Consider the following 19,647-nt stretch of genomic DNA (forward strand, 5'->3'; position numbering starts at 1 on the left):
AATCAAGCTGATAATATATTTGCCAGATAAATTTATCATTACAGATATTGATGTATTGTTGAAAGCTAACAATATAAATAAAAAAGTCATATAGTGAGCTTGCTTAGTGGCAATTTTGGATAATTTTTTGATTGTCATGAATTTGAAAATACGTGGTGCTTTTTCAATACTAAATATACTAAACATAGTGTATATTATCAAACTGATTGCTGGTTAATGTCATTCATGATTCACTGTATCAATATGATATGAAAAAAATAAAATTTAAAGACATTGCTCAGATGGCAGGGGTTTCGACAACGACTGTTAGTCATATTTTTAATGGCAATGTAACGCGACATAGAATTTCCGAATGCACCCGAACCAAGGTAATTAATATTGCTAAGCAATATCAACAACAACCGCATATTCAACGCGCAATTATTAAAGCCACCCGCACCAAGACCATTGGAGTGATTGTACCGGATATTTCAAATATCAGTTTTTCATTGTTTTTGCATAAGTTAGAGACCATAGCGAGTCAACAAGGTATTCAATTATTGATTGCCAGTAGCCATTATGATGCACATCAAGAAGTAGTATCAGTCCAAAATTTACTAGAACGTAAAGTGGATGGTATCATCACGATTACTTCTTTAACTGATGATGCTTTTTATCAACAGATTAAAGACAATACCCCAATCCTATTTTATGATCGTTATATTTCGGGTAGTTCTATTCCCTGTGTAACCAGTGAATCTATTCAATCAGTCGCAACGTTAATTGCACAGAAAGCCAAAGAATTAGGGGAGTTTTATTTTCTGGCCGGAGATAGTCAATTATCAACAATTAATGAACGCTTAATCGGGTTTAAACACGGTATTGAATTAGCCGGATTAACTGTTAAATCTAACTGGATTATATGTGAGCAATACCGAGAAAATTTAGGTTATTATCTTACACAAACTTTGGTAAATCAAATCGGTCGGATACCGAGAGCTATTTTCACCCCTTCCGGCAATCTTTTAGAAGGGGTGTTATTATATTTGAAAGCACAACATGTTCAGCGTCAGGATATCTATTTGTGTTCTTATGATTATAACTTGTATCACAATTTGCTATGCTATGACGTTGATATTATTGCACAAAACTATGATGCTATGGCAGAAAACTGTTTTAAGAACATCCAATTACTCATTGAGCGAAAGGTGCTCAAGCGATCGTTAACTTATATTCAACCAAGTACCATTTTTTATCATCAGTAATAATTTTAAATAGATTATATCGATTTAAAAGGTATTGCTTAGCATAGCAAATGTTAATGAGGTGTTAATGTTTTTGCTCTAAAGTTTTTTCTAATTCACTGAATACTCCATCTAGTTTATCTTGATCTGTCACGATATGATATTTACCTTCAGTTTCCGATATATTTGCTACAGATTCTAATTCTGCGATTTTATCTTTATGCACAAGTTTGCTATCTTTAATATCAATTCTCAAGCGCGTAGCGCAATGGGTAACAAAATTAATATTTTCGGCACCTCCGAGTAATGAAACAAGTTCCATTACCATTTTTAAATAACTTTTTGTCATTTTATCGTTTCTCTTATTTATCTAAATCGGATTAGCAGTAAGTGATATTTAGCTTACTAAAGTTAAAGTTTTACAACTTACAAGTCTGAATTGACGTTGCAGTTTTTCATTGTTGCTATTAAGCACAACCTAGGGAATTTTTAAATACGCTAGGTTGTGGAAAATTGTTATCCTAACGCGGCAAACGTTGTTGTTGATTTGGGAAAACTGGATTATGATTTTGCGTTGGGTTTTGATACCAATATGCCACAGTAGCAATATCATCTTGCCGTTCATATAAACGAATATCATCATTACCAATTTGTTGGAAAGTTACTTTAAGATCTTCATGAAAAGCAATTGGATCAGGTAAGTGCCAGCGATATAGCCCATGCATTGGTAAAGCATCATCGCCAAAACCATGCACTGGATTGGCATCACCAGTTTGAAAATAATCTCGTGTATGATCGCGATTCGTTTGCCATGGATAACCCACAAATAGAGTTTGGAAGCATTGCGCCGAAGCACGCCCTTTATCATCACGATGATGAAATGCCCAAGCACCACCAAAATAATCTTCGGATCCGGTAGAATTTTGTGTTGGATAGTCGGAGTCACCATCTAAATAAAATTTAAATTCGCCTTCACCCCACCAGTAACGTTCTAGAGCGGTAAGAGCAAGATAAGTTCCCACATAATAGCCGTGACCTTTAACATTATCGATAATGACATAATCAACCCCAGGGTTAGTCACACGTTGACGGCGCCATTGTGCGTGAAAATATAGCGGTTCAACAAAGGGTTGTGGCATCAAGGCATAATTGACAGTAAAGAAGAAATGTTCAAGATCAGCTTCATGTTCATTAGTGATAACAATTTTAGCTGATTTATTAAATGGCATTCTAAAGTAGCTATTAAATCCACCAGTAGGGTTCACTACAATAGGTAACGAGTTGATATCACAACGGGCACCAAAACCGTTACAGAAAAAGTCCCCAATAGGCGATTCAACCGATGGCACTTGTTCATCATCCCAATAAATTCGAATAACAACATCACGTAAAACAAAGCTACCACGAACCGTTTTATCTGTCAGTGTGAACCAAATATGGCGGATTTCAGCAGGCCCTTTAATATCAGCAATGGTTACGCTTTCACCGCTTTTAATACGAATATAACCACTGCCTTTTCGACTTGGTCCGAGATGGCTGGCTGCCATGCATGATTTACCTTTTTCACCGGTCATATTTTCGGGCGATATTGTACGTGTTTGTTCGTGTTGAAATGTAGTTACAGAGCTAAGTAAATTCATTATGATACCTCGTAGTTAATTATGCGATAATTTATATTAAAATATTATGTAACTCGATTAGTTAACGTCATTAATCGAATTATGATTTTGCACCAAACTTTTCTTTTCACTATTTAAAAACGCAATGGCAAAAATCATAAATAAGACAACGATAAATCCCAGACCTTTAAAGGTAGCGGCAGGGCCATTGGCATCATAAAAATTACCGGCAATAGTCGAAAATAGAATGACACCGACGGAACCAGCGACTTGATAACCAACTAAAAAAACGGTGGCGGATAAACGTTTATCAAAATTAAGGGCAATATATTTAAACACTGCAACCAAAACAGTTGTAATTTCGAGACAGTGCATTAATTTGATAATTGAGATAAAGAAAATTGATTCGGCATAGCCAGTCATTAAGATTCTAGCTGCTGACACACATGCTGCAAAGATAAGTGCATTTTTAGCCCCAACTTTATTGACAATAAATGGCACAGTAAACATAACAGCTGCTTCAAGAAATACTTGTAACGAATTTAACATACCATATATTTCATATCCTGCGCCTTCATTACCAAATAGATTAGTAAAATAAACAGGGAAGAGTTGTTGATCATAGATATTGTATAAACTGTAAGTTCCTAATACGTATATGACGAAAACCCAGAAATCTTTTAATTTGAAAACAGCAATAATCTCATTTAATTTCAATGGTTCATTGACTTTGACCATTGATAAATTAGCTCTACTTAAATCAGGTTTAAATAAGATATTTAACGTAATAAATAAAAGACCAATTACGGAAGCTGCCCAAAAATTAAGATGTGGATTTTTTGAAATAAGTATTCCTGCAATGAAGGTACCGATAGCATAGGCAATGCATCCCCATGTACGAGCTTGTCCGAATTCAAAACCAAAAGCCCGGCTTATTTTTTCACAATAAGAATCAATTAATCCCATTCCAGCTATCCAGCCAAAACCTAAATAAATACTGCCGGAAATAACACCAATATAAAAATGGGAGCGTAGTAATGGTTCATAAACATAAATTAAAAACGGCGCACCACCGGTGATGATCAAACTTTGAAACCAAACTAAATGTTTACGCAAAACCAATTTATCTTGAGTGATGCCATAAAAGAACATGATGATTAAGGCAATAAAATAATTGCAAGAGTAAAGAATGCCAGTTTGTTCAGCGGTTAAACCAATTTTCTTACTTAGCCAGATTGCGTAAAAGGAAAAGACTAAACTTCCTGCCGCATAATAGACCATACTGTAACAAGATGAAAACCAATAGTTGGTATTTTTATAGAATGCAGTACTCATTTTTTTATGCTCCATCTAAGGAAAGTAGATTTAGACTAATTAGCTAAATTTTTAGCCAGAAATCTAAACTTTCATAAATGAGAGCAAGATCACGTAATTTGTTTATTTTTAATAAAACAATAGTTTATTTTTCACCCTATAAAAACGAAAATTAACTCGTATAGCTCATTTGGTGTAAAACGTTGTAACTGTTGCATTTTATTTTAAGTAATATGAGTTATTAACTACAGGTATGGCTTATTTTAGATTAACTTTTTGTCAAGGTACAATTTGGGTGATCGATTTTGTGTGCCCATTTTTTTTATATAAGCGTTCCAATCTTTTTTCACGCTAAATTAGTTTGAATAATAATTAATTCGATAATATCTGTTATCATAATTTCATTGCTGATTGAGTCTTGTATGTGAATGGCTAACTAATAAATGGCGGAAGAATATTTAGCTAAAGTTGAATGATAACTCATTGAAATTAAGATAATAAAAAAGCCTACTCGAATAGGTAGGCTTTTTTATATTAAATTGGTCGGCGAGAGAGGATTCGAACCTCCGACCCACTGGTCCCAAACCAGTTGCGCTACCAAGCTGCGCTACTCGCCGTCAGAATAAGTGGGGTGGCTAATGGGACTCGAACCCACGACAACTGGAATCACAATCCAGGGCTCTACCAACTGAGCTATAGCCACCATACGAATCAGGACGCAATATTACGCATTTAGCGGAGATTTGTCCAGTAAATTTTTTATCAAGCAGTGTCTAACTGCTTATATTATAATCGGCTTGATAAAATGTTGTGTTTTATATTAAGAGAACTGTCAAGACATCGGATTAATTAAACAGAAAATTTGAATTTATTTAATAAATTATAGCGTTATAAAAAATTAAAATATTGATAAGCGGATATTTTATAAATTTTACTATTTTTAAGGAATGAATGCGATCTTATGTCAGATAAATCTTATAAATAACAATGGGTTAACATTTATACTTGTTTCAATCCAATTTCCTCGCCATAATAGCAGCCATAGTTAGTTCGTAATAGATGATAAATCAACTGGTATTTATCATGAATTTTATTTATATTGAACAAAATATATTATACTTAGGGGTACATAAACATGCATAGGCAAGATGTCACTATCACTGCACCAAATGGTCTGCATACTCGGCCGGCCGCTCAATTTGTCAAAGAAGCAAAAGCGTTTAATTCTGAGATAACGGTGACTTCAAATGGCAAAACTGCGAGTGCAAAAAGTTTATTTAAATTACAAACCTTAGGGTTAACTCAGGGAACAGTAATTACCATTTCCGCTGATGGTGAAGACGAAAAAGAAGCTGTCGACCATCTGGTCAAGCTAATACCAGAGCTTGAATAATTCCTCCTTCCGAATTTAAAAATGTTAAATTTCTATAATATCATCATATAAGGATAAAATATTATGGTTACAGGTATACTTGTGTCGCCAGGCATAGCCTTTGCTAAGGCTCTACTATTAAAAGAAGATGAAATTGTTATTAACACAAGACCCATTGCTGATAACAAGGTGAATGATGAAATTGAGCGCTTTAAAAGTGCCCGCGAAAAATCGAGCCAACAATTAAACTCTATTATGGAGCGCGCTAAAAAAACTTTAGGTGAAGATAAGGCCGCAATTTTTGAAGGTCACATCATGCTGTTGGAAGATGAAGATCTGGAATCTGAAGTAATTAATCGTATAAAAACAAAACATGTATCTGCGGATTCTGCAGTTAATGCTGTTTTTGAAGCGCAAGCGAAAGAACTTGAAGGTTTAGATGATGAATATTTAAAAGAACGTGCGGCTGATATTCGTGATATTGGTAAACGTTTACTTAAAAATATTCTTGGTTTGGAAATAGTTGATTTAAGTGCGATTAATGAACCATGTATTTTAGTTGCTAACGATTTAACGCCGTCTGAAACCGCACAGTTAAATTTAGAAATGGTACTTGGCTTTATCACCGATATTGGTGGACGTACTTCGCATACTTCGATTATGGCGCGTTCTCTTGAAATTCCTGCCATTGTTGGAACATCGAATGCAACAAAAGAAATTAAACATGGTGATTTTCTGGTTCTCGATGCCATCAATAATAAAATTTACATTAATCCGAATGATAAGACCATTGAGCAATTAAAATCCGTTCAAAAGCAATTTATCGCCGATAAAGAAGAGTTAGCTAAATTAAAAGATTTACCGGCTATTACCTTAGACGGTCATCAAGTGGAAGTATGTGCTAACATCGGTACAGTGCGTGATATTGCTGGTGCTGAACGTAATGGCTATGAAGGTGTTGGGCTTTATCGTACTGAATTTTTATTTATGGATCGTGACGCTTATCCGAACGAAGAAGAGCAATTTAAAGCTTATAAAGAAGTTGCGGAATCAACTAATGGTTTAGCGGTTATTGTTCGTACAATGGATATTGGTGGTGATAAAGATGTACCATATATGCATTTACCGAAGGAAGAAAATCCATTCTTAGGTTGGCGAGCTATTCGTATCTGTATGGATAAAAAAGAGATTCTTCACGCACAATTACGTGCCATTTTACGAGCTTCCGCTTTTGGTAAATTACGTATTATGTTCCCGATGATTATTTCGGTTGAAGAAGTACAGATTTTAAAATCAGAATTAAATACGCTTAAACAACAGCTAAAATCTGAAGGCAAAAAATTTGACGAAAATATTGAAGTTGGTGTAATGGTTGAAACACCATCTGCAGCAGTTATTGCGCGTCATTTAGCTAAAGAAGTGGATTTCTTAAGTATTGGCACTAATGATTTAACACAATATACTTTAGCAGTTGATCGTGGTAATGAATTAATTTCTCATCTTTATAATCCGCTTTCACCATCGGTATTGAATCTTATCAAAAATGTGATTGATGCATCACATCAAGAAGGTAAATGGACTGGGATGTGCGGTGAATTGGGTGGTGATGAGCGTGCTACGGTCTTATTGCTTGGTATGGGATTAGATGAGTTTAGTATGGGATCAATTTCGATTCCAAAAATTAAAAAAATTATTCGTAATACCCATTTTAGTGAAGCGAAAAAACTAGCTGATGAGGTATTACAAAAAGCGACAGCCAAAGAAATTAGTGATTTACTTGAAAAATTTGCTGCTGAAAAGCAAGTTTATTAGGAGAATGCCATGGGTTTTTTCGATAAGTTAAAACAGTTTGTTTCTGATGATGATCAGAATTTTATTGAGATTTTAGCACCACTTTCTGGTGAGATTGTTAAAATTGAAGATGTACCTGATGTCGTATTTGCAGAAAAGATTGTTGGTGATGGTGTAGCAATCAAACCTAATGGGAATAAAATTGTTGCACCAGTATCTGGTAAGATTGTTAAGATTTTCGAAACGAACCATGCTTTTGCAATCGAATCTAATGATGGTATTGCACTTTTTGTTCACTTTGGTATTGACACGGTCGAGTTAAAAGGTGAAGGTTTTACACGTATTGCTTATGAAGGACAACAAGTCAGAGTTGGTGATACAGTCATTGAGTTTGACTTGCCGTTTTTAGCCAATAAAGCTAAGTCTGTGTTAACACCGGTTGTTATTTCTAATATGGATAGTATCCATAATTTAGTGAAGTTAGTCGGAACCGTTGAAGAAGGTAAAACGCCGATCATGAAGGTAAAAAAATAAACGGTTATCATCTTAATAAAAAAACCGCCAAACGGCGGTTTTTCTTTTACTTATTAGAATAACATCCAATTAACGCCAAGATTTATAACGATTGATTAGGTTATTTGTAGAACTGTCATGAGTGGTAATTGGGTTATCATTCTCAAGTTCAGGTAAAATACGTCCAGCTAATTGTTTACCTAATTCTACCCCCCATTGGTCAAAACTAAAGATGTTCCAAATAACGCCCTGTGTGAAAATTTTATGTTCGTAAATGGCAATTAATGCACCTAAAGCATAAGGTGTAATTTCTTTTAGAAGAATAGAATTAGTTGGTCGATTACCTTCAAAGACTTTAAATGGGATAATGGTTTGAACATCATCCAAATTTTTGCCGGCAGCAGTAAACTCTTGTTCAACTACTGCCTCGCTTTTACCAAATGCTAATGCTTCAGTTTGGGCAAAAAAGTTGGATAATAATTTTTGATGATGATCGCCTAGTGGATTATGGCTAATTGCTGGGGCAATAAAATCACAAGGAATCAATTTAGTGCCTTGATGAATTAATTGATAAAACGCATGTTGGCCATTGGTACCTGGTTCACCCCAAATAATTGGCCCGGTAGTATAGCTAACTTTCTGACCGTTACGATCGACATATTTGCCATTTGATTCCATATTACCTTGTTGGAAATAAGCAGCAAAACGATGCATATATTGATCATAAGGTAAAATAGCTTCAGTTTCAGCACCGAAGAAGTTGTTATACCATAAATTGATTAAAGCCAACGTTACAGGAATATTTTTCTCAAATGATGTTTCACAGAAGTGTTTATCAATATCATGCGCGCCCGCTAATAATTGCTTAAAGTTATCAAAACCAATTGATAATACGATTGATAATCCAATTGCTGACCACAATGAATAACGACCACCGACCCAATCCCAGAATTCAAACATGTTAGCCGTATCAATACCAAATTTTTCCACTTCTTTGGTATTCGTTGATAACGCAACAAAATGTTTAGCAACGGCAGTTTCATCTTTAGCAATATCTAATAACCATTCACGGGCACTTTGTGCATTGGTCATAGTTTCTTGTGTCGTAAAGGTTTTTGAAGCGATTAAAAATAATGTCGTTTCTGGATTGACTTTTTTCAATGTTTCGACGATTTGGGTACCATCAATGTTTGATACAAAGTGCATATTTAGATGATTTTTATAAGGTCGTAGTGCTTCAGTCACCATAAATGGACCGAGATCAGAACCACCAATACCAATATTTACGATGTCAGTTATCGCTTTACCAGTAAAGCCTTTCCATTCGCCACTGATAATTCTATGACTAAAGGTTTCCATTTTCGCTAGTACAGCATTGACATCATCCATTACATTTTTGCCATCGACAGAGATCGGTGTATTAGATAAGTTACGTAAAGCGATATGTAAAACAGCGCGATCTTCAGTACGGTTAATTTTTTCTCCACTGAACATTGCTTGAATTGCTTCACGTAATCCGCTTTGTGTCGCTAGTGCCCGCAATTTTTCAAGCGTTGTTTCAGTGATTCGGTTTTTGGAATAATCAATAAAAATTTGATCATTAAATGTTAACGTAAATTTATTTGCGCGATCGCTATCTTTAGCAAACAAAGATTGTATAGTGCAATCTTGCATTTGCTCAAAATGTGACTGTAATTCTTGCCAAGCAGCCGTTTTGGTTGGATCTACATTTTTTAGCATAAGACATATACTCCATTATTATTAAGATTCATCCATGATATAACGCTTTACTAAAGAATCAACCAGCGCTTAACAATTTTTTACAGCCTCATTTTGCGTGTAAGATTTTTGAGCATGAAAATATACTGCCATGACAATTGCTGCGATGACGGTTAAATAGATAATATATGCTCCGTAAGTAGCAAACATATCAACTAATGTACGTCCGCGCATCGCAAAATCACGGAAAAATCGGAATAACCAAACTAATGGGAATGCATAACTTGTATAATATGCCCAAAGTGGTAAAAGGCCGACTGCCATGGTAGATCCCCCCATAATAAAACCAGGAGGAACTAAGAATATCATGCGACTAGCACCTTCACCGGGATTTTTGGTATTCCAGGACAACAAAAATCCTAACCATCCAAATGCTAAACCAGTCATAAATATGCTTGGTACATAAGCAAAGTAGTTGCCTTCAAAACGTAGTTGTCCAAATATCACTAATATTGCTCCGATCAAAGTTAAACCCGTGGTATAAAATAGCGCATAAGGTATCGTTCTGGCCATTAATGCTAACGGACCTCTTTCCATTACGCTATTCCATAAGCCAGTCACTTTTAGACGACCAACAATCATTAACGAAGTTAACCCGTACGTTAATGAAGAAAAGAAATACACAAAATAGATAATGGTAGAAATGGTTGATGCACTAGCTGGATTGAACATATAGCGTGATTTTAGTTGCATTGGTACCAGTGTTGCTTCGGTACTTTCTTTACCCAAGCCTAAAGCTGATACGCGATTTACGCTAATTTCAGCCCCTAACTCAGGAATATATTCATTTAAACTAGGTAAGATTTTGGCATTTTGCGCATCATTTGTATCATCTACAAAGTAACCTAAATTGACTGATTGATCACCTCTTTTCAAACTTTTTTCTAATCCTTTCGGAATATATAAGACGCCAAGATTACGATCGTGCGAGACTAAAGTTATGGGATTAACAGGGGCGCGAATGACTTCACTTACTTGTATATAAGGTGAAGTATTTATTTTGCTGATCAATTCAGTCGAGTATTTAGAGCCATCAAGATCGATGACGGCAATCTTGCCTTCAAAAACTGATCCATGACTCAATACTAATGAAAATATTAATGCGATGATAGCAGCCAGACCTATCGCTACCTTATAGTAAGGTATGAAATGCCCAGACAACATCGCATCAACTTCTTCTAATATAGATTTAATGATGTTTTGCATCATTGACCTCAATTGTCATTCCAGTTAAAAGATGAGGAATATTGTCCATATAGATTCTAACTTGAAAAGACGTTAAATCCGCTTGGCCTCTTTCCCGTGTCATACGTAAATCCGCAAAAGATGGTGCAACGGTTGCAAAACGGACTTTTCCTTTAATTTGTTTATCTAATGCGACAACATTTGCAGTAACTGTTGTTCCCGGTTGGTAATCATTTACCATGCTTTCGTTGACATAAATATCAACATATTTGCGATCCGTTTCAAGTAATACTGCTGGTGCGCCAGTCGGGACTAATTCACCATCTTCATACATTAGCTTTAATACTTTTCCATCTTCCGGTGCTACTAATGTAAGGCGTTGATAATTAATTTGTAATTGTTCTAATTCAGCTTGCGACTGACTTAACTGAGCATGCAACTGGGTCAATTGATTATGACGGTTTTGAATAGTCTGGCGAGCATTAATAATCGATTGTAATGTCATACCGGTTGCATTTTTAGTCTTAGCGAACTGGGCTAATTGTTCAGATGTTGCACCAACCATTAATGTTGATAATTGGCTTTGTAATTGCACGACACTCATCTTTGCTGAGATGTAGGTATTACGTGTGCTATCTAATTGCGATTGCGAGACACCGCCCGCTTTACGTAACTGAATGTGCCGTTCATATTCGGTCTGTGTAAAATCGCGAGCTGATATAGCGGCATCAAGATTGGCTTGTACCGCTTCAATATTGCGCCAAGTAGCCTCTTCAGCAAGATTAGTTTCATTTTCAGCGATTTTAATCGCTAATTCTTCCTGACGGATTGATGCTTCTTGTCCAGCAATGACAGCTTTTAAACGTTCAATGGCTAAACGCGTATCAGTATCTTCTAATACCATCAAAACATCACCTTTTTTAACATACTGAGATTCTTGAACAGCACGTGTTAATACCTTTCCACCTACATTTTGGAACGCTACATTGATTTCATCAGCTGTTAATACGCCTGATTTAATACTTTTGGCTACGGTGACGGCATCGTTTCTCGAACCAAAATAGATCAAGGTAGAACCAATGGTAAGTAATACTAAAAAAATAATTGGGATTTTAACGTTTTTGTTCATAATATATACTATTTTCCGTTTATTTAGTCGACTAACTATCTAATTAAAAAAGACTAACGATAGTGTTCTATCATTAGTTTATTTTCTTAACAATTTACGTAACATTAAGATTAACGACTCCTGTTCCTGTGGTTCGAGGACTTTAGCAAATGCTCGAATTGCTTTGAGATGATTTGGTAAGGCTTTTTGTATAAGCTTTACGCCGTCCGGGCTCAATGAGATGAGACGTGAACGACCATCATCCCCATTTTTAGCAATGCAAATTAAGGGCGATTTAGCCGCCAACATTCTTTTAACCATTACTGAAATTGTGGCCGGGGTTACCCCTACTCGCAGAGCCAGTTCACTGGTACAGGTCTCACCTTCAGAATATAATGACATTAGTAATGCAAATTTTCCTTCTGAAACATCGTAATCTTTGGCTAATTGAGCGTAAATGCTCGAACGGATCAAATCCGCAGTTGTAATTAAACTCAAGACTAAATCGACACCAGAAACGTCTACTGTATGTTCACTTAGATTTTGTGCTCGCGCTAGGGTTTCTCGAGAAGGTAAAGTCCGTGAATTGTAATACATAAATGATAACTCATATTATTTAGTCGGCTAATTATATCAGTGAAATAAAAAATTGCAACGGTTTGAATTATGAAAGGGATGGCTTATAAAATTAAATAAAACAACAACTTATGTTAATGCGTGGAATTTATTGATGTCTCAATGTTGTTTTAAATGGATTAATATTTAATCTGTTGTCGGTCGAAATTATGCCGATATAAATGATATGTAGATAGTCTAATTAATCGTTACCGCCGCACAAATTATTTCGCTATACCTCTAAAGTAGTAATGCTTGTGGGTAATTATATTCTGTGTGAGGTTTCATACAATGTGCACCATAACTAATTTAAAGATATAAAACTAAAATAATTGGGGAGCTTTGTATGAATAAAACGAATCTCGTTATCATTGGTAATGGGATGGTTGGGCATCGTTTTGTTGAAGAACTAATCGATAAACAGGTGTCTAATCAGTTTAATATAACGATTTTTTGTGAAGAACCGCGAGTAGCTTATGATCGGGTTCATCTTTCTTCCTATTTTAATGATCATAATGCGCAAGCACTTTCTTTAGTTAGTGACGGATTATATCAAACGAATCAAATTAATCTGTTATTGAATGAGCGGGCTATTGGAATTAATCGTCAAGCTAAAGAGGTTTATGCGCAATCTGGTCAAGTAATACCTTACGATAAATTAGTTATCGCTACCGGATCTTACCCTTGGGTGCCACCAATTAAAGGTGCGGATGGGAAAAACTGCTTTGTTTATCGCACTATTGAAGATCTTGACGCGATAAGCGCATGCGCTAAATATAGTCGACGTGGTGCAGTTGTGGGTGGTGGGTTATTAGGATTAGAAGCAGCTGGGGCAGTGAAAAATTTAGGTATGGAAACCCATGTTGTAGAATTTGCTCCAGTCCTCATGGCAGAACAGCTTGATGCATTAGGTGGCGAACAGTTACGTCGCAAAATTGAAGCCATGGGTGTAGGTGTTCATACCAATAAAAATACATTAGAAATTACCGATGCAGCTAATGGAAAGGTTATGCAATTTGCTGATGGTAGCTCACTGGAAATCGATTTCATTGTTTTTTCAACAGGTATAAGGCCACAAGATAAATTAGCACGCGAATGCCAACTTGAGATAGCACCACGTGGTGGTATAGTCATTAATGATTATTGCCAAACATCCGATGCTAATATTTATGCTATTGGTGAGTGTGCTGCTTGGCAAGGGCGGGTTTTTGGGTTAGTTGCACCAGGTTATAAAATGGCGCAAGTTGCTATTGCTCATTTACTTGGTGAAGCGTTAACCTTCGATGGTGCCGATATGAGTGCTAAATTAAAGTTGATGGGGGTGGATGTAGGTAGTATTGGCGATGCTAAGGGAAAGACGGCTAATTGTCGTAGTTATATTTATCTGGATGAAAATATTCCCGTGTATAAAAAATTAGTTGTCTCACCCGATCATCAACGACTGCTTGGCGCCGTATTAGTTGGTGATACAGCTGACTATAGCAATTTGTTACAGATGATGCTAAATCAGATGCCATTACCTGAACATCCTGACACATTGATTTTACCTGCTCATGCTGGGGTTAAGCCCGCACTCGGGGTAGATGCCTTACCTGATTCTGCGCAGATTTGTTCTTGTTTCGATGTGACCAAAGCACGCATTGTGCAAGCGATTCAGGCGGGTTGCCATACCGTAGCGGCTATTAAAGCTGAAACCAAAGCTGGTACTGGGTGTGGTGGCTGTCTGCCGTTAGTGACACAAATTCTTAATATGGAATTAACCAAGCAAGGCATCGAAGTGAGCCATGCGTTATGTGAACATTTTAAGTATTCCCGTCAGGAACTTTATCATCTTATTCGAGTGGAAGGGTTAACTTCATTTAATGAAATTATTCATAAACATGGACAAGGATATGGTTGTGAAATATGTAAACCGACAATTGGTTCATTACTTGCTTCTTGTTGGAATAATTACATTCTTGAGCCTGCGCTTACCCCTTTGCAAGACAGTAACGATATTTTCTTAGGTAATATTCAGAAAAATGGTACCTATTCAGTGATTCCGCGTAGCGCCGGGGGTGAAATTACTCCGGATGGATTAATTGCAATAGGTCAAATCGCCAAAAAGTATCAGCTCTATTCTAAAATTACCGGTTCACAGCGTATTGGTTTATTTGGTGCACAAAAGGATGATTTGCCAGCAATTTGGCAAGCATTAATCGATGCTGGTTTTGAAAGTGGTTATGCTTATGCTAAAGCGCTACGTATGGCAAAAACCTGTGTTGGTAGTACATGGTGTCGTTTTGGGGTTGGCGATAGTGTTGGCTTTGGGGTAGAGCTTGAACACCGCTATAAAGGTATTCGAGCGCCGCATAAATTTAAATTAGGCGTATCTGGTTGTACGCGTGAATGCGCCGAAGCTCAAGGTAAAGATATTGGTGTTATTGCTACTGAGAACGGTTGGAATCTTTATGTGTGTGGTAATGGTGGTATGAAGCCACGTCATGCGGACTTACTGGCTGCTGACTTGGATAAAGAGACCTTAATCCGCTACCTCGATCGTTTTATCATGTTTTATATTCGTACTGCTGATAAATTACAACGTACATCGGTTTGGCTTGAAAGCTTAGATGGTGGCATTAATTATTTACGTAGTGTTATTATTGACGATAAATTGGGTATTAATGATGAGCTGGAAAAGGAAATGGCTCGCATTCGTAAGTTAGTCGTTTGTGAATGGAAAGAGGCGGTCGAACACTCTGAAAATCAACAACGGTTTGCCCATTTTATTAATAGCCCACAGCGTGATGATAATGTTAAATTTGTGCCTGAACGCCAGCAACATCGTCCAGCAACCGCAAAAGAACGTAAAATTATATTAGGAGAATAGCTATGGAGCAATGGATTACCATTTGTCGACTTGATGATATTTTACCACAAACCGGCGTTTGTGCTTTAGTGAATCAAGATCATGTCGCGATATTTCGCCCATATAATAGCAATGAACTTTATGCAATCAGTAATATCGATCCATTTGCGCAAGCAAGCGTGTTATCGCGTGGGATTATTGCTGAACATGACAATGAGTTATGGGTTGCCAGCCCACTAAAAAAACAACGTTTCCGATTGCGAGATGGCTATTGTTTGGAAGATGCGCATTACTCGGTCGCACATTATGACGTGAAGGTTAATGAGGCGGGATTGGTTCAGGTAAAATTGCCTTAATTTTTATAAAATGGAAGGATAAAACGATGTATACGGAGACAATTACTAAATGTGCGACTAACGCAGCACGTATTGTACGTTTAGCCAAAACTAATCCGATTGGTTTTTGGTTAAGTTCGGCAATGGCTGGCGCTTATGTTGGATTAGGCATTATTCTTATTTTTACTTTAGGTAATTTGCTAGAACCTTCGTTTCGGCCATTGGTGATGGGGGCAACCTTTGGTATTGCCTTAACATTAGTAGTGATTGCTGGTTCAGAATTATTTACTGGTCATACTATGTTTTTAACGTTTGGTGTTCAAACCAAAAAAATTACCCATAAACAAATGTGGCTAGTCTTACCACAAACTTGGTTGGGTAATTTATTGGGGTCAATCTTGGTTGCGTTACTATTTTTCTTAACGGCAAGTCCGTTGTTAAATAGTGATACCAGTTTAGTGCACACAGCTGCTTTAGCAAAAACTTCGGCACCAGCAAGCGCGCTATTTTTCCGTGGTGTATTGTGTAATTGGTTAGTTTGTTTAGCGATTTGGATGGCAAATCGTGTAGAGGGCTCGGCTAAGTTTATTGCCATATGGTGGTGCCTACTTGCCTTTATTGCTTGTGGTTATGAACATTCGGTTGCGAATATGACACTTTTTTCCTTGTCATGGTTTGGTCACCATAGTGAAGCTTATAACCTTATGGGAATTGGTCATAATTTATTATGGGTTTCTTTAGGTAATTTGTTATCTGGTGTCATATTTATGGGGTTAGGCTATTGGTATGCCACACCAAAAATAGAACGACCAAACTAATTTTACATAACCGCTTTATCAGATTATAAGTTATCTCACTTGAGATAGCTTATGAGTAATGTTGCCAATTAATGATTAAATCTTTACTAGTTAGTTTATTTTGAGATGTTATGGATTATTTTCCCTTATTTTGCAAATTAGAAAATCGTGATTGTCTTTTAGTGGGTGGAGGAGAGGTCGCTGAACGTAAAGCCCGTTTATTACTTGATGCCGGAGCACGTGTTACAGTTAATGCGAAAGCATTCAATCAACAGTTCATCTGCTGGCAAGAACAGCAACAATTAACCTTAGTTTCCGGTGATTTTTCGGTAGCGTTATTAGATAATAAATGGTTGGTGATTGCGGCCACTAATGATGCCTCAATCAATCAACGGGTGAGTACCGAAGCTGAAAAACGGCGTATTTTCTGCAATGTAGTCGACTCACCAAAAGAGGCCAGTTTTATTATGCCGTCAATTGTTGATCGTTCGCCGATTATGGTTGCGGTATCTTCAGAAGGTCATGCACCAGTATTAGCACGCTTATTACGTGAAAAACTGGAAGCAATTTTACCGCAACATTTAGGTAAATTAGCCGATTATGCAGGCTATTTACGCCAAAAAGTAAAGCAAAAGTACCAAACAATGATCGAACGTCGACGTTTCTGGGAAAAACTATTTACCCATGATCGGTTAGCTCAGGCTTTAGCCAATCATGATTCAGATCAAGTAGAAAGATTGACTCATGAGTTATTTGATACTGAATTGGAGCATCGTGGTGAAGTGGTTTTAGTGGGCGCAGGACCTGGCGATCCGGGTTTATTGACCTTAAAGGGACTACAACAAATTCAGCAGGCGGATATTATTGTATATGATCGGCTGGTTTCGGATGAAATTATGGCGTTGACCAGACGTGATGCGCAACGGGTATTTGTTGGTAAGCGAGCTGGATTTCATTGTGTCCCACAGGAACAAATTAATCAAATGTTGCTTGAACAAGCACAAAAAGGACGGCGTGTGGTACGTTTGAAAGGTGGTGACCCGTTTATTTTTGGACGTGGGGGGGAAGAGTTAGAAACCTTATTTCAAGCTAATATTCCCTTTTCTGTTGTTCCTGGGATTACTGCTGCTTCTGGTTGTTCAGCGTATAGCGGTATTCCATTAACGCATCGTGATTATGCGCATAGTGTTCGTTTAGTCACTGGTCATTTAAAAGATGGTAGTCATCTGGATTGGCAAAGCTTAGCGGCTGAGAAGCAAACACTCGTTTTTTATATGGGACTTTCCCAAGCGGAAGCGATTAGTCAACAATTAATTAAACACGGCATGGATATCAATATGCCAGTCGCAATTATTGAAGCAGGTACCACTATCAAGCAGAAAGTTTTAACCGGCTTGCTTAAAGATTTAACGCAATTAGCGCTACAGGTACATAGTCCTAGTTTAATAATTGTCGGAACAGTTGTGGCTTTAAGAAAGCAATTGAATTGGTTCTCTGAACATTGATATAAATGGTATTCAAAAGGCTAATTATAATGGGGAACTTAGTGTTTTTTATTGATAAAACGGCAACATACATATGTAACGGTATACTTTTCTTGTCGACATTCTCAGCGGTATGATAAACCATCAACTAAGGCGATTATTCTGCCACAAGACAACTAAGTAGTGAATTTAAGCGAGAATATGCGGAGTTGGTGCTGAATTATGGTTATGCACACAAAGATGCCACTAAATAATTAATGTCAGTATTTTATCAATCCAACATTGGTTAACTCAATATATAACAGAGCGACAAGGTATTCACCCTAAAAGTAGTGTCTTGACACTTGAACGAAAACGAATACAAGCATTAGAGAAACAAGTTAAGCAATTACAAAGCGATAATCAGTTATTAAAAAAGCTCCAACCTTCTTCGCAATAAAAATGACAAGAGGCAACAATTAGCGTTAATGTTGAAGAAGGCCGAAAATGAAACAACTCAAATCTGTCGATGTTTATTATTATCACCGAGTACTTTTTATTATTGAATCAAGCATCGAACTATTATATTAATGAATGCTAGGCTTGAAATTGCCATGAAATCAATTCATAACCAAATGGATGGTATATACGGAAAGAGAAAAGTGTTAGTTGAACTGATAAAAAGAGACTTTAAGGTCGTTAATATTGCTTGATATTCATCAGAACTGTACAGACCATTTCTATCATTGTGAACGATTACTACAAGTGTCTAACCACGATGTAACATCGCCATTATTAAAGCTTTGCAGACTATGTAATGCTTGATAATCTGGTTTTATATTCATTTTTATGGCTTATTTTCATTTGATATAGCCAATTACAAATGGTTTTGTAATTTATAGCTAAATCATCAGCCACTTGTCGATAAGTTTGTTCACTCTTTAAGGCTAAATTAATCGCTTCTTGTTTAAAATAGGGATGATATTTTTGACTCATCATAGACTCCTTTTTAATATTAAAAAGTCGCCGCTAAAACGCGGGCAGATCAGGTAAAAACGCCCCTAAAAGTGCATAATTGGTTATTTAATAATCCAACGCGAATCATTGCTGATATTGTTTAGCCAAATCGCTTTTTAAAGCTTATTAGCAATATTAACTACAGGCTACTATCACAAGTAGTACAAAAAATAATTGATCTAAATTAAAAAATAACCTATCTTTAGGAATGAATCTGCTTATCGTTATTGTGCATAAAAAACTTAATAAGTGAACAATAATAAACATTGATTGCAAATAATAAGGAATTCCTATGGCGATCTCACAGCGAGAAGCAAGATATTTTGATTCTATCGTTTCTCATCCTTCGAACAACCATTATACCTTAAACCTTAATGGAGTTTCATCATTGTCGATTGTCTCCATTGTCGGTCATGAGTCACTCAATACCCCATGGCGATATGTCATCACCTTCACTAGCCCCGAGAAACAGCTAAAAATCAGTGATTTATTGAGCCAGCCGGCGTCGTTAATCTTTGAAGCGCCCCAGCTTGCCGAGCAATTAGCACATATTAGCTCGCTTGATATGCCAGCGAGGTCACGCACCTTATATGGTATCATTACTGAATTTAGCATGGTCTCAGTTAGTAAAGACGAAGCGCGTTATCAGGTGGTATTAGTACCGCGGC

At 36.7% G+C, this 19,647-nt stretch carries 17 protein-coding genes and 2 tRNA genes; 9 read left to right on the forward strand and 10 right to left on the reverse strand.

The features are described 5' to 3' along the window. Positions 1-248 precede the first annotated feature (248 nt). On the forward strand, positions 249-1,244 hold the full coding sequence (locus JMI89_RS03345; RefSeq protein WP_187756249.1) for a substrate-binding domain-containing protein: 996 nt from the start codon (positions 249-251) through the stop codon (positions 1,242-1,244). A 64-nt stretch (positions 1,245-1,308) separates the two neighbouring features. On the opposite strand, the gene JMI89_RS03350 is transcribed toward JMI89_RS03345, so the two are convergent. From JMI89_RS03350 to JMI89_RS03370, 5 genes are all read right to left on the reverse strand, one after another. Beyond that, positions 1,309-1,572, reverse strand: coding sequence for a PTS transporter subunit EIIB (locus JMI89_RS03350; RefSeq protein WP_187756248.1), 264 nt, complete (start codon positions 1,570-1,572; stop codon positions 1,309-1,311). A 172-nt stretch (positions 1,573-1,744) separates the two neighbouring features. Next, the gene (locus tag JMI89_RS03355) at positions 1,745-2,863 is read right to left on the reverse strand and encodes a glycoside hydrolase family 172 protein (protein ID WP_187756247.1); all 1,119 of its coding nucleotides are present in this window, start codon (positions 2,861-2,863) and stop codon (positions 1,745-1,747) included. A gap of 57 nt (positions 2,864-2,920) precedes the next feature. Next, a complete protein-coding gene (locus JMI89_RS03360; protein ID WP_187756246.1) occupies positions 2,921-4,177 on the reverse strand; it encodes an oligosaccharide MFS transporter in 1,257 nt (418 codons plus the stop codon). 519 nt (positions 4,178-4,696) lie between these two features. Then, a tRNA-Pro gene (locus JMI89_RS03365) sits at positions 4,697-4,773 on the reverse strand. A gap of 10 nt (positions 4,774-4,783) precedes the next feature. Next, positions 4,784-4,859, reverse strand: a tRNA-His gene (locus JMI89_RS03370). Between the two features lie 432 nt (positions 4,860-5,291). Here JMI89_RS03370 and ptsH point away from each other — a divergent pair. From ptsH to crr, 3 genes are all read left to right on the forward strand, one after another. Then, on the forward strand, positions 5,292-5,549 hold the full coding sequence (gene ptsH / locus JMI89_RS03375; protein WP_187756245.1) for a phosphocarrier protein Hpr: 258 nt from the start codon (positions 5,292-5,294) through the stop codon (positions 5,547-5,549). A gap of 63 nt (positions 5,550-5,612) precedes the next feature. After that, positions 5,613-7,340 (forward strand): phosphoenolpyruvate-protein phosphotransferase PtsI, encoded by a 1,728-nt coding sequence (ptsI, locus tag JMI89_RS03380; RefSeq protein ID WP_187756244.1) that lies wholly within the window; start codon positions 5,613-5,615, stop codon positions 7,338-7,340. 9 nt (positions 7,341-7,349) lie between these two features. Continuing rightward, a complete protein-coding gene (gene crr / locus JMI89_RS03385; protein ID WP_187756243.1) occupies positions 7,350-7,853 on the forward strand; it encodes a PTS glucose transporter subunit IIA in 504 nt (167 codons plus the stop codon). A gap of 69 nt (positions 7,854-7,922) precedes the next feature. Here crr and pgi read toward each other — a convergent pair whose 3' ends face one another. The 4 genes from pgi to JMI89_RS03405 all read right to left on the reverse strand — a co-directional run bounded on the left by pgi (position 7,923) and on the right by JMI89_RS03405 (position 12,501). Beyond that, a complete protein-coding gene (gene pgi / locus JMI89_RS03390) occupies positions 7,923-9,572 on the reverse strand; it encodes a glucose-6-phosphate isomerase (RefSeq protein ID WP_220679335.1) in 1,650 nt (549 codons plus the stop codon). Between the two features lie 69 nt (positions 9,573-9,641). Continuing rightward, on the reverse strand, positions 9,642-10,820 hold the full coding sequence (locus JMI89_RS03395) for an ABC transporter permease (protein WP_220679336.1): 1,179 nt from the start codon (positions 10,818-10,820) through the stop codon (positions 9,642-9,644). Beyond that, positions 10,801-11,925, reverse strand: coding sequence for an HlyD family secretion protein (locus tag JMI89_RS03400; RefSeq protein ID WP_187756241.1), 1,125 nt, complete (start codon positions 11,923-11,925; stop codon positions 10,801-10,803). Before JMI89_RS03400 ends, JMI89_RS03395 begins: the two co-directional genes overlap by 20 nt. Before the next feature lie 78 nt (positions 11,926-12,003). Continuing rightward, positions 12,004-12,501 carry a MarR family winged helix-turn-helix transcriptional regulator gene (locus JMI89_RS03405; protein WP_187756240.1) on the reverse strand — a complete coding sequence of 166 codons (498 nt, stop codon included), beginning with the start codon at positions 12,499-12,501 and terminating at the stop codon, positions 12,004-12,006. Positions 12,502-12,865: 364 nt separating this feature from the next. Here JMI89_RS03405 and nirB point away from each other — a divergent pair, with 364 nt between their 5' ends. From nirB to cysG, 4 genes are all read left to right on the forward strand, one after another. Beyond that, a complete protein-coding gene (gene nirB / locus JMI89_RS03410; RefSeq protein WP_187756239.1) occupies positions 12,866-15,388 on the forward strand; it encodes a nitrite reductase large subunit NirB in 2,523 nt (840 codons plus the stop codon). Positions 15,389-15,390: 2 nt separating this feature from the next. Beyond that, on the forward strand, positions 15,391-15,723 hold the full coding sequence (gene nirD, locus JMI89_RS03415; RefSeq protein WP_187756238.1) for a nitrite reductase small subunit NirD: 333 nt from the start codon (positions 15,391-15,393) through the stop codon (positions 15,721-15,723). A gap of 26 nt (positions 15,724-15,749) precedes the next feature. After that, positions 15,750-16,520: a nitrite transporter NirC gene (gene nirC, locus JMI89_RS03420; protein WP_187756237.1), complete on the forward strand. Its 771-nt coding sequence runs from the start codon at positions 15,750-15,752 to the stop codon at positions 16,518-16,520. 110 nt (positions 16,521-16,630) lie between these two features. Continuing rightward, positions 16,631-18,004 (forward strand): siroheme synthase CysG, encoded by a 1,374-nt coding sequence (gene cysG, locus JMI89_RS03425; RefSeq protein WP_187756236.1) that lies wholly within the window; start codon positions 16,631-16,633, stop codon positions 18,002-18,004. Positions 18,005-18,772: 768 nt separating this feature from the next. Here cysG and JMI89_RS03430 read toward each other — a convergent pair. Then, on the reverse strand, positions 18,773-18,958 hold the full coding sequence (locus JMI89_RS03430) for a transposase (RefSeq protein ID WP_187756235.1): 186 nt from the start codon (positions 18,956-18,958) through the stop codon (positions 18,773-18,775). A gap of 313 nt (positions 18,959-19,271) precedes the next feature. On the opposite strand from JMI89_RS03430, the gene JMI89_RS03435 reads away from it, so the two are divergent. After that, positions 19,272-19,647 (forward strand): contractile injection system protein, VgrG/Pvc8 family (locus JMI89_RS03435; protein WP_220679337.1); only part of this gene is annotated, 376 nt, incomplete at its 3' end.

It is taken from the genome of Frischella sp. Ac48 (genome assembly GCF_019641635.1).
Classification (GTDB): Bacteria; Pseudomonadota; Gammaproteobacteria; order Enterobacterales; family Orbaceae; genus Frischella; species Frischella japonica.